Origin of the sequence: Rhodococcus erythropolis R138 (assembly GCF_000696675.2) — a bacterium.
GTDB classification, from domain to species: Bacteria; Actinomycetota; Actinomycetes; order Mycobacteriales; family Mycobacteriaceae; genus Rhodococcus_F; species Rhodococcus_F erythropolis.
In genome coordinates this window covers 440,123-451,944 of sequence record NZ_CP007255.1, presented here as the reverse complement: position 1 = coordinate 451,944, position 11,822 = coordinate 440,123, and the positions used below count along the sequence as shown (strand labels likewise).

The window sequence follows — 11,822 nt, the reverse complement described above, 5'->3', positions numbered from 1 at the left end:
TTCGTGAATATTTGTCTGAAATAACTGATACAAGTACTACTTTCGACGGGTACTGTACGAGCGTCCAGCTCCATTCTGATTTCCGCTCTGTTCGAGTGACCTCCTTCCGTGCGGTTCCCGATCCACGTCTGTTGCTAGCTGAGGAGAGTTCGTGTTGGTGAGAAGAAGTTCCGCGGTTGTGGTGGCAGCGTTGGTCGGTGGCGTGCTGGTGGCAGGTGGTGTTGCTTCGGCTGCTCCGACGTCATCTCCCGCGGTGGAGAACACGATCGGGTTCAAGCTGGGTTGCGATGGTTATGAACATCTGGCTGTTGATATCGCGGATGTGTTTCATTCGACGGGTGCGACGGTGTCTGCGCCGGAGAAAGTGGTGGCGGGGTCGACGTTCACCTATCGGGTTCAACCGAATGTGATGTCGGTGCCGACGGGTGGGCACGCAGGCCGCAGTGTCGGTAAGTGGACGCGGCTCAAGTACGACTTCGATATACCTGCAGGGGTGTCGTTGGTGGATGCTCAGGTCGTGGCAGGTACTTCGTCGAATTTGTCCGGTGTGACTCCGTCGGTGATTCGGATCAACGACGGCGGTTCGCCGGATGGCGCGGGTACGCATCTGCGTATTTCGGGGAACAATCAGACTGCTGACTCAAACAACAAGGGCGGTAACGGCCCGAGCACGAGCAAGAACAGTGACGGTGGAATCGAGGTAGGGGCGGGGAAGACCTTCCGGTTGCCCGCGATCGACGTGACGGTGGTTGCCGGTGCCGCGGGTAGTACGGTGCAGCCGAAGTTGCGTGCCACAGATGGTGATTCGGGTGCGTTCAATTCGCCGAAGAATGCATTCACGTTCTTGCAGTACGAGACCCTTTGGCCGGGGTACTGGGAGCGGTACAACTGCTCTCCGCGCGATTCGAGTGGTGGTGGGTTGAATGCGGGTGGTCAGGCATTGGCCACCGTCAACGTCGTCTCGCAGGCGGCGACCACGACCGCAGTGACGTCCGGCGCGTCGGCAACGATCGGTCAATCGACGGATTTGATTGCGCAGGTCTCCCCGGCGCCGACAGGCGGCACCGTTCAGTTCAAGGATGGCGGGACTGACATCGGCGCCCCGGTGGCCGTCGTCAATGGCGTTGCCACACTGCCACATACATTCACCGCGGCGGGAGATCACTCCATCACCGCTGTGTACGACGGAGTTCTCGAGTTCTTGACCTCAACGTCACCTGCGCGCACAGTGAGCGTGGCTGCTGCCGATGTACAGACGACCACGGCGCTGACAGTTCCGAGCAGCGCCGTCGAGCAGACCTCGGTCGCGCTGACCGCAAACATCTCTCCGGCAGCTGACGGCGGAACGGTCCAGTTCAAGGACGGTGGCACAGACATCGGCGGACCGATCGCGGTGACTGCCGGCGGAGCGACCCTGGATCACACGTTCACTACGACGGGATCGCACTCGATCACTGCGGTCTACTCAGGCACTGCAGGTTTTGGTGGTTCGACCGCGCAAGCTCAGACCATCGAGATCTCGAGCTCAGCGCTGAGTACGACTACAACGCTTCAAGTTCCGGCTGCTGCGATCACGGGTACTGCGGTTGATCTGACGGCGACGGTTGCTCCTTCCAACGCTGTCGGTACGGTGCAGTTCAAGTCGAACGGCACGGCGATCGGTTCCCCGGTCACGGTGTCCGGTGGGACTGCGACGCTCTCGCATTCGTTCGATGCTGCTGGCGCGCAGAGCATTACGGCTGACTTCACCGCCGGTGCAGGCTTCGTCAGCTCCTCGGCATCGGCCCAGACGGTGACGGTGTCCGATCCGGCTCCGGTGGATGTGGAGACGACGACGTCGCTGTCGGGTCCGGCGACGGCGATCACGGGCGCGGCGGTTGATCTGACGGCGACCGTGGCTCCGAACAACGCTGTCGGTACGGTGCAGTTCAAGTCGAACGGCACGGTCATTGGTTCACCGGTCACGGTGTCCGGTGGGACTGCGACGCTATCGCACGCGTTCGATGTCGCTGGCGCTCAGAGCATTACCGCTGACTTCACCGCTGGTGCAGGGTTTGTGAGTTCGTCGGCATCTGCTCAGACGGTGACGGTGTCCGATCCGGCTCCGGTGGATGTGGAGACGACGACGTCGCTCTCGGTTCCGGCGACGGCGATCACGGGCGCGGCTGTTGATCTGACTGCGACGGTGGCTCCGAACAATGCGGTGGGCACTGTGCAGTTCAAGTCGAACGGCACGGCCATTGGTTCACCGGTCACGGTGTCCGGTGGGACTGCGACGCTATCGCATTCGTTCGATGTTGCTGGTGCTCAGAGTGTTACGGCGGACTTCACCGCTGGTGCAGGGTTTGTGAGTTCGTCGGCGTCGGCTCAGACGGTGACGGTGTCCGATCCGGCTCCGGTGGATGTGGAGACGACGACGTCGCTCTCGGTTCCGGCGACGGCGATCACGGGCGCGGCTGTTGATCTGACTGCGACGGTGGCTCCGAACAATGCGGTGGGCACTGTGCAGTTCAAGTCGAACGGCACGGCCATTGGTTCACCGGTCACGGTGTCCGGTGGGACTGCGACGCTGTCGCATTCGTTCGATGTTGCTGGTGCTCAGAGTGTTACGGCGGACTTCACCGCTGGTGCAGGGTTTGTGAGTTCGTCGGCGTCGGCTCAGACGGTGACGGTGTCCGATCCGGCTCCGGTGGATGTGGAGACGACGACGTCGCTCTCGGTTCCGGCGACGGCGATCACGGGCGCGGCTGTTGATCTGACTGCGACGGTTGCTCCGAACAATGCTGTGGGTACGGTGCAGTTCAAGTCGAATGGCACTGCGATCGGCACTCCGGTGGCAGTCACGTCGGGTGTTGCGACGCTGTCGCATTCGTTCGATGCTGCTGGTGCTCAGAGTGTTACGGCGGACTTCACCGCTGGTTCCGGATTCAAGAACTCGGTTGCGAGTGCGAAGTCAGTTCAGGTGAGTGTTGCCGACCAGGAATCCGTCGTCGAACTGAATATCCCCACCGATGCCAAAACTGGTGTGGCGACCGACTTGTGGGCAACAGTCCGAACGTCGTCGGATGACGCTGTCGGCGTCGGAACCGTGCAGTTCTACGACGGTGGCGTCGCGATCGGCGGTCCTGAAGCGGTTACGGCCGGCGCTGCTGGTCTGTCGCATACGTTTACCTCTGCGGGTGCGCACAGCATCACGGCGGTTTACTCGGGAGGAGCCGGTGTAGTCGGGTCCTCGGCCCAGGCGCGGACGGTGAATGTGACGGACCCTGCGCCTTCGGATGTCACCACGGAGACTGTGGTGACGGTGCCTGCCGATGGTGTGGTGAACAAGTCGGTGACCCTGTCGGCGACTGTCAGTTCGGTGCAGAACGGTGGAACGGTGCAGTTCATGGATGGGGACACCCCGGTCGGTGACGCTGTGCCAGTGGTCAACGGGATCGCGGCGCTGAACCACACCTTCACCGCAACCGGCGCGCATTCGATTTCGGCAATCTACAGCGGCGCAGCCGGATTCACAGGCTCCACCTCGGCGGCCCACGCAATTCAGATCAAGGCTGCAACCGGCGGTGGCACGGGCAGCCTCGGTTCAGGCAGCGCTGGCTCGAGCGATTTCCTTCCCTTCGGTTCCTGACCGAAGCAGTTCAGGTCGCGGCCCCGAGGCAGTATCCCTCGGGGCCGATCGACAGGGTGAACTGCATCGAGCGTGAGTTACCGGTTCCGTCAGTGACGGGCAGGGTGACACGGACGTAGTCGCCGCGAACCGGAGTGACTGTTGCGGCGGCGGCATCAAAAGACTTGATACCGGCCAGCTGATTCGGATCGAGCTTGAGTGGCGGCTGGCCGGTGGCGCCGGTGCCGTCGGGATCCCACGGGCTGTTGCCGGGGCAGATCAGTGGATAGAACGTCTCGACGTCGCGGGTATTGACCGGCCGTCCCGTGGCGCGTGAGAGAAACCGGACGACGGCGTGGGAAGCGTCGGCCGCGGTGTAGAAGTTTGATTGCCCCGCAGGGAAGACGAACGGGCACGCATAGCCGGAAGCGATCTCCGAGCGCTTGGCGGCGACGGAGAGTCCGCCTCCACTCCAGGTGACCGCGTACTGGCCGTCGACGCCTGGTGCGGCGATGGCCGTCAAGATGGCGGGCACATCCGAGTATCGGTCGGCAATTGTTGTGGGCGGCATCGTCCAGCATGCGTTCGTGAGCGCGTCGACGTCCAAAGACACCAGGTCCGTTGCCCAGGCCGCCAAGGCCGGCGCAGCAGCCGGATTACCGGGCACGTCACCAACCGGAGGTGGCGCGACCGGCGTGGCGGGCGCAGTGGTGGTCGTGGGCGCGAGAGTGGTTGTCGTCGTGGTTTCCGTCGTAGGCGGAGACGGTTCGTCCGTCAGGATTCCTGTCCGTCCGTCGTCCTCACATGCGGTTATCGCCAACGTCATGGCGAGTGCGACTGCCCCCACTGCCGCTCGTCCTGCCGACTTCATTCGTTCTTACGCCCCTTTTGCGACATTCTGACCAACATCCACCCCATAACTGCTGCGGGTCAGATCACGGATTCCCGTCTACGCTAGCGAACTGTGGATCCCGTTTACAGAACAGTCATCGGCATCGCCCGTACCGTCTTCGCTTTCGAGGGCCTGAAGTTCTCCGTCAAGGGAGAGCAGAACATCCCGGCGTCCGGTGGCGCCGTGATCGCGATCAACCACACCGGATACATGGACTTCACTTATGCGGGACTGCCGGCGCGGACCCCCAAGCGCTACATCCGGTTCATGGCGAAGAAGGAGGTCTTCGACAACAAGATCTCCGGACCGATCATGCGGGCCCTCAAGCACATCCCGGTCGACCGCGGCGCGGGCGCCGACTCCTACAAGGCGGCCGTAGATTTCCTGAAGCGCGGCGAATTGGTGGGTGTGTACCCCGAAGCGACGATCAGTCGGAGCTTCGAGATCAAGGAATTCAAGTCCGGAGCCGCCCGGATGGCGATCGAGGCGGGCGTCCCGATCGTTCCCGTCGTCATCTGGGGCGCTCAGCGCGTGTGGACGAAGGGTTATCCGAAGCGGTTGGGCCGCACCAACACTCCCATCTCCATTGCCGTCGGCGAGCCGATTGCACCTTTCGAACCGGCGAGTGAGCTGACGGCGAAGCTACGGTCGACGATGCAGGAGTTGCTGCTCGATCTGCAGAAGGACTACGACCATCCCGCCGGCGAGTACTGGGTACCGGCCCGCCTCGGTGGCAGCGCGCCGACGCTCGAGCAGGCCGACAAGATGGATGCCGACGAGGCCGAGGCGAAAGCCAAAGCACGTGAGGCGCGGAAGTCCGAAGGCTGACCCATGTCCTTCGAACCCGTTTACACCGCCGTCGAGGTAGTCGCGCGTGGTCTGAGCGGTTTCCAGGGCGTGAAAGTCACCCGCACCGGGACGGAACACGTCCCGGTGTCCGGCGGTGCCGTCATCGCTATCAACCACACGAGTTACCTCGATTTCATACCGGCGGCCCTGGCGGTCGGCACCGCGAAACGCAAGCTCAGAGTGATGGCCAAGGCTGAGTTGGCGGACAACAAGGTCCTCGGCTTCCTCATGCGTGGATGTGGCGTCATCGAAGTGGACCGCTCCGCCGGAGCGCAGGCGTATCGAGCCGGAGTCGACGCCCTCGAGCGTGGCGAATTGGTGGGCGTCTACCCGGAAGCGACGATCAGCCGGAGCTTCGAGATCAAGGAAATGAAATCCGGAGCAGCTCGGATGGCCATCGACGCCGGCGTGCCGATAATTCCGCTGATCGTCTGGGGCGCCCAGCGGATCGTCACCAAGGGCGGACCGAAAAATCTGGGCCGCAATCATTTCCCGATCTCGGTGGAGGTGGGTGCACCGATCGATCCGGTCGAGCCCGCCGAAGCGCTGAGCGAGATCCTGCGCATCGAGATGGATGCGATCCTGCGCCACGTTCAGGACGGGTTCGTGCACGAGCCCGGGGCGTACTGGGTGCCTCGCCGACTCGGCGGTGGCGCGCCGACGCCGGCGGAAGCCGCGGCCATGGATGCCCAGGAGCGCGCGAAGCGGGCGCGCTGAATAGACGGCGCTTGCGCTGATGCGGTCAGTACACAGCGTTGGCTCCGTACTCGGCCTGCGCACTCGTGAAGCCCTCGTACTCGAGCTGTTCGATCAGTCCTGACCTGGAGAACGACGTCATCTCGAGGTACTGCTCGGCACTCAGCGCAGCCTGCTTGTTCCAATCGGCGTTCAAATTGTCTACCGCGTACGTCGCATCCTCCGTGGAGAAACCTTCGTACTCGAGCTGTTCGATCAGTCCGCTGCGAGAGAAGGCAGTCATGTCGATGTACTGCTGGGCGGATCGGACGGCGTTGCGCTGACCGGAGCTGACCTGCGGCCTGGCTGGGGCAGGCGCAACTGTCGGAGTGACCACAGGTGCGGGCGCCTGGTAGGTGGTCGTCGTGGGCTCCGCCACCTTGCTGGATGGCGGGGCAGGAGCAGCGGTCGGCGAACTGACGATCGGTGCGACAGAGGCGCGCGACGTAACGGCACTGGTAGTGGTCTGTAAGGCGCTCGAGCTCGGTGCAGCGCTGGTGGTTTTTGCGTCGTCCTTGTCTCGTCCGCCGAGAATGCCTGCGACGACGAGCAACGCGACGACTGCACCGGCAATCCACGGCCACTTCTTCGACTTCTTGGTCTCAGGTTGCGGTTGTGGCGGAATCTGGAATGGAGGCTGTGAGCCCCCGTAAGGCGGCGGCAGATCGGGTGGCACGGACATGGGGTGTTCTCCTTGAGAAGGTTGATCGTCTCGGGTTCGAGGACGAAAGGACCCTGAGTCAGGTGCGCCGAAGGAGCAGGGCAGCGGTACCCAGGTAAGGCCGAATGTCTGGTTCTCCCGCAATAGATACCAGACCGGTCGGACTGAAATGTGATTTGCGGGAATCTCTCGGGGTTCGCGATCTCCGGTGAGGACGCGCGAAGCGGGCGCGCTGAGCGAGACCGTCGTACCGGGCAGGCACAATGGCGGTGTGAGCCCAGACCGTCGTATCAGCCCTGACCGCCCAACCTTGGTTGCGACCGATGTCGACGGCACCCTCATCGATCACGACGAGTTGGTCAGTGCCCGCACCCGCGCCGCCGTGCATGCCGTCGTCGAATCCGGCACGCCGTTCCTGCTGGCAACCGGGCGTCCTCCGCGATGGATTTCGCCCGTCGTCGAAGGTTTGGGATACGCGCCACTCGCGGTCTGCGCAAACGGTGCTGTTGTCTACGACAGTTACGCCGACCGCGTCCTCAGCGCCGCGACCTTGTCGGTCGACGCACTCACCGAACTCTCCGAGTTGGCTCTGGTTGCACTTCCCGGGTCGGGATTGGCCGCGGAACGGGTGGGGGAGAGCGCACACGACGCCGCCACCCCACAGTTCGTCAGCTCACCAGATTACGAACACGCCTGGCTCAACCCGGACAACACCGAGATGTCCGAGGACGAAGTGCTTGCGGCGCCGGCCGTCAAACTCCTGATTCGCCGTCCAGGCATGACCAGCACGGCGATGTACGACACGCTCGCCCCGCACGTCGGTGCGCTCGCCGACATGACGTACTCCACCGAGAACGGACTGATCGAACTCTCGGCGCCGGGAATCACGAAGGCGTCCGGCCTGGCTGCCGCGGCCGAAAGGTTCGGCTTCGACCTGTCGGGTCTGGTTGCCTTCGGGGACATGCCCAACGACATCCCGATGCTGGGGATGGCACGCCTCGGCGTTGCCATGGGCAACGCTCACCCCGAAGCCAAAGCCGCAGCCGACGAGGTCACCGACACCAATTCGGCGCACGGGGTCGCAAAAGTCCTCGAGCGCTGGTGGTCGTAGAACCCACCAGCGCCCGAGGACGTGTACTGCGCGAGTGTCAGCCGACAGGCGCGCTGTTGGCCATTTCCTGGGCAAAGGTCTCGTTGTAGGTCTTGAGGACCTTCGTGACCATGCCGGTGATCTGGTTGAAGATCAGCGAACCGTTCTCGAAGTCGCTGCGCAGGCCGTCCGGGATCGAGTATTCGTCCGAGATCGGCAATCCGAGTTCACCCGCGTCGGAACCGAAGCTCTGCCACGACTTGAAGATCTCGCCGAGCACGGTGAACACTCCGCCGTTGGGTGAGGTGTAAACAGCGCCGTTCTGGAACAACGCACCCTGGTTGCCGAGCTTCGCCTGCAGGATTCCGGACAGCGCCTGGCCGAGGCGTCCGAGGTCACCACCTTCGGCGATCCACTTCTGCGCGAGCGGTGAATTGTCGGTGATCTTCAGAATCTGGGTGACCAGATCCGGGATCGACGATCCGGTGCCACCGGTGACCGTGTCGACCGGAGTGGTCGGCTTGGGCGCAGGCGTCGACGGATTGGAGGGGTTCGACGGGTTCAACGATCCGCCGATATTCGCGGCCGCGATGTTCCGGATGTCGTTCATGTGTGCGTATGCGGCATCACCAGGGCAAGCCGTGTTTCCGACGTCGCGGTGGGCGAAGATGATCGGCAGATCCACTGCTGCGCCCTGCGGGTACGGAGTGAACTCCGTGCCCTCGGAGTACATCGTCGTTCGGCCCTTCGGGTCGAGGCCGGCCAGGCCGAGCTTCCAACCGAGGAACTTGCCGACGGCGTTGAGCGTCGCCTGCGAAGGCTCGACGGTGGAGTAGTCACCCATCATCGCGATACCGGTGGTGTTCTCGTTGAAGCCGCCGGCGTGCGCGCCCTGAACTGCCTTGTCGAGTCCGCCTGCGCGGCCTTCGAAGGTCTGACCGTACTTGTCGACGAGGACGTTGTATCCGACGTCGCACCAGCCGAGAGTGCGTGCGTGGTAGGCGTAGATCGAGCGGACGATGCCGGCCGATTCTTCCTTGGTGTAGTTGTTGCTGCCCGCGGTGTGGTGAACGGTTGCTCCACCGGTGAAGTCGTCGTACGTGGGGGAGTCGCAGCGAAGTGACTCGTCTGCTCCCCACTGTGCGCGGGTGATGACGGAGGGTCCACTGCCGCCGAGTGGCGCCGCAACTGCCTGCAGATTGCTGTCCGCGTCGCTGGTGCCCGGATCGATCAACACTGCGGTAACGGCATCTGCTGCCGTCGTCGCCTGGCGAAGCGGCTTGGACACGGAAGCCGGGGTGTACCCGAGTTCGCCGGTGGCTGCGGGTGCTTCGGCAGGCACAGGCGCTTCGGCCGGTGCTTCGGCAGGCACAGGCGCTTCAGCAGGTGCGGGTGCGGCTTCCGGAGCCGGCACAGCTTCGGCCGCGGGGGCAGCGACACCCTGCGGGGTGAGGATCTGGATGGACTTGGTGGCGCCGACGAAGACAGGTTCGGTGGCGGTACCGGCGTTGGTGGCCTGATCCGAACTGGCGGAGTCGATGGCGTCAGGGGTGAACCACGGACCCCAGGTGCCGTCCTCGGCCAGGGCGCGGACCTTGGACTGCGCCGAGGCGAGCGTGTCCGAGGTCAACGCGACCATGCTGAACGGAGTGTCGCGGGTGACTTCCTTGACCACGGCACCTGGCTCTTCCTCGGAAGGGACCGGAGCGGTTTCGGTCGGAGCACCGGGAGCAGCGGGTGCCGGGAAGAGCTCGGTCGGCAACGTGATCCCTGGAGGTAGCGGGATTTCGGTCGGGAGCTTGAGGTTTCTGAGATCGCCCAGGTTGATGTCGGGGAGATCGAGACCGGTCAGCTCCTTGACCGGAATGATGATGTCGGGCACCGACGCGAGGAGCACCTCTGCGATCTGGGTCGGCACTGCTACTGACGTCGTTTCGTTCGCGGAACGTACATCGGACGTAGTGCTCGTGAAGCCGTAGACCGCAAAAGGACTTGCGACAGCCACTGCGGCTACAGCCCCGAGTACGAGCGAGGGCTTCGGTCGACGGTGTGGCAAGGGATTACTCCTCGGTTGTAGTTACTTGCGAGCGAACTTCAGGGCCGATGACGGCCGTGAACGGAATCCTTCAAAACCGGATCCGAGCAGGTCGGATGCCATGTTCTGGGGTTGAACTCCAGTTTTCGGACGCGTACGTCTGCAACTCGTGATGCTGATGTGACTCGTGTGACTGGTGTTGCTAACTCCAAACACTCTTGCCACACTAGTCACAAAAGTCCATAACGCTCAACCTTAGGGTGAGACTTTAGTTAAATCGTTGTGGACTGGCCTGCGCGCGAAGTACCGACTTCGCGGACTCGTGAGGCCGGTAGCGATGAGGAGAGCATTGATGGCGAGAAGCGGAAGAAGCGGAACTGCAGGTAAGAAGCCTGTGTCCGGTCGCGCAGGTCGCTTTCTGGTGGGCGGACCCGGGAGGCGAACCTCGCTGATGCGGGTCTCGGTCCTCGGTCTCGTTCCGGCTCTTGCGCTCGGCGTCGCGATCGGAGGTTTCACGCAAATCCGCGCTGACGAGCCGTCGATCCTGCACGCCGTCGCCGCCGATACACAATTCACGCTCTCCGGTCATGGCAACGGACACGGCCGCGGAATGGGGCAGTGGGGCGCTTACGGCTACGCCAAGAACGACGGCTGGTCCGGCGAGCGAATCCTCAGTCACTACTACGGCGGAACCGTCCTGGACTCCTTGCCGCCCGCCCAGATGAGTGTGCGGCTCACAGCCCAGGACAACTCGACGCTCGACGTCTACTCCGACGCCGGCCTCGTGGTCAACGGTCAGCGCACCGCGCCGGGCGAGGCTGCCCATCTCACTGCACTGCCCGGTGGCGGTGCGCAGGTGGTTGTCACCAGCGGGTGTGGTGGCGGGGTTGTCTGGGAAGCGGTCACCGAGCATCCGTGGGTGGATCCTGTGGATCTCAGTCCCGATCGACCCGCCGACCAGTTCCTGAAGCTGTGCAACAACGACGCGCCCTATCGCGGCGCCCTCGGCGTAGTGCTCGACAACGGCTCGGCTCGGACGGTCAATCTCCTCGACATGGAGGACTACCTGCTCGGCGTGGTGCCGGTCGAGGCGAAAGCCGAATGGGCCGATTCCGGTGGGGCCGAAGCACTACGGGCGCAAGCCGTGGCGGCGCGCTCGTACGCTGCGACCGAGCATCGCAGCTCGTACGCCGACACGTGCGACACTCAGGACTGCCAGGTCTACGGCGGAGCTGGCAAGGAAGATCCCCGGACCACTGAAGCCGTTCGGTCCACCGCCGGCGCCGTTCTGTCGCGTGACGGCAAGATTGTTGCCACCGAATTCTCTTCGTCCACAGGAGGTTACAGCTCCGGCGGTGAATTCCCGGCCGTCGAGGATCTCGGTGACGCCCTTTCGCCCAATCACGACTGGACAGTGAATCTGACCGCGGGTGAGATTGCGGACGCCTTCGATGTGGGCGAGCTGCAATCGCTCAAGATTCTCTCGCGCAACGGATTCGGTACCGACGGCGGGCGAGTGACGGCAGTCGAGGTGGTCGGAACAGATGCAACTGTTGGCGCCACCGGAATGCAGTTCCGTCAGAAACTCGGCCTGAAATCGGACTGGTTTACCGTCGGCGACGGCGCTGGTGTGGTAGTGGCACCGGATTCGGAATCGACAGTGCCGGAATCCAATTCGCCATCCGACGATCCATCGGGTACGGTTACGGAGACGCAGATCGAGAAGAAGTATCGGGAGCTCGGCGGTGAAAGCGGCTCTCTCGGTGCTCCTGCCGGCCCGGAGATGCAGTTGCCCTCCGAAGCAGGCACTTTCCGTGTCTACGAAAACGGAACCATCATCTGGACAAAGGTTTTGGGTGCGCAGGTAGTTGATGCCAACGTGCTCCGCGAGTGGATACCGACGGGCGGAAGCTAGGGGAAGGTCGGTCGGTAGCGACTCGCACGTATCGA

8 protein-coding genes are annotated in these 11,822 nt (G+C 63.4%); 5 read left to right on the top strand and 3 right to left on the bottom strand.

The genetic code is table 11. The annotated features are described in order from the left end of the window. Positions 1-157 precede the first annotated feature (157 nt). A complete protein-coding gene (locus H351_RS02040; protein WP_144440090.1) occupies positions 158-3,631 on the top strand; it encodes a beta strand repeat-containing protein in 3,474 nt (1,157 codons plus the stop codon). Between the two features lie 10 nt (positions 3,632-3,641). Here H351_RS02040 and H351_RS02035 read toward each other — a convergent pair whose 3' ends face one another. After that, complete coding sequence (locus H351_RS02035) at positions 3,642-4,481, bottom strand: hypothetical protein (protein WP_029254199.1); 840 nt, start codon at positions 4,479-4,481, stop codon at positions 3,642-3,644. 93 nt (positions 4,482-4,574) lie between these two features. Here H351_RS02035 and H351_RS02030 point away from each other — a divergent pair, with 93 nt between their 5' ends. Beyond that, entirely contained in the window at positions 4,575-5,330 is a 756-nt protein-coding gene (locus tag H351_RS02030) for a lysophospholipid acyltransferase family protein (RefSeq protein ID WP_020905757.1), read from the top strand. Between the two features lie 3 nt (positions 5,331-5,333). Continuing rightward, positions 5,334-6,068 carry a lysophospholipid acyltransferase family protein gene (locus H351_RS02025; RefSeq protein WP_029254200.1) on the top strand — a complete coding sequence of 245 codons (735 nt, stop codon included), beginning with the start codon at positions 5,334-5,336 and terminating at the stop codon, positions 6,066-6,068. Between the two features lie 25 nt (positions 6,069-6,093). Here the strand turns inward: H351_RS02025 and H351_RS02020 are convergent, their stop codons facing one another. Next, on the bottom strand, positions 6,094-6,768 hold the full coding sequence (locus H351_RS02020) for an Ltp family lipoprotein (protein ID WP_021332808.1): 675 nt from the start codon (positions 6,766-6,768) through the stop codon (positions 6,094-6,096). A gap of 268 nt (positions 6,769-7,036) precedes the next feature. Between H351_RS02020 and H351_RS02015 the strand changes: the two genes are divergently transcribed. Then, entirely contained in the window at positions 7,037-7,858 is an 822-nt protein-coding gene (locus H351_RS02015) for a Cof-type HAD-IIB family hydrolase (RefSeq protein WP_029254202.1), read from the top strand. Positions 7,859-7,895: 37 nt separating this feature from the next. Here the strand turns inward: H351_RS02015 and H351_RS02010 are convergent, their stop codons facing one another. Continuing rightward, positions 7,896-9,893: an N-acetylmuramoyl-L-alanine amidase gene (locus H351_RS02010; protein ID WP_029254203.1), complete on the bottom strand. Its 1,998-nt coding sequence runs from the start codon at positions 9,891-9,893 to the stop codon at positions 7,896-7,898. A gap of 331 nt (positions 9,894-10,224) precedes the next feature. Between H351_RS02010 and H351_RS02005 the strand changes: the two genes are divergently transcribed. Then, complete coding sequence (locus tag H351_RS02005; RefSeq protein WP_029254204.1) at positions 10,225-11,787, top strand: SpoIID/LytB domain-containing protein; 1,563 nt, start codon at positions 10,225-10,227, stop codon at positions 11,785-11,787. Positions 11,788-11,822 lie beyond the last annotated feature (35 nt).

Bases quoted from the DNA above. Each gene is read 5' to 3' on its own strand.
- H351_RS02035 (WP_029254199.1), bottom strand. From the start codon at position 4,481: ATGAAGTCGGCAGGACGAGCGGCAGTGGGGGCAGTCGCACTCGCCATG.
- H351_RS02020 (WP_021332808.1), bottom strand. From the start codon at position 6,768: ATGTCCGTGCCACCCGATCTGCCGCCGCCTTACGGGGGCTCACAGCCT.
- H351_RS02005 (WP_029254204.1), top strand. From the start codon at position 10,225: ATGGCGAGAAGCGGAAGAAGCGGAACTGCAGGTAAGAAGCCTGTGTCC.
- H351_RS02025 (WP_029254200.1), top strand. From the start codon at position 5,334: ATGTCCTTCGAACCCGTTTACACCGCCGTCGAGGTAGTCGCGCGTGGT.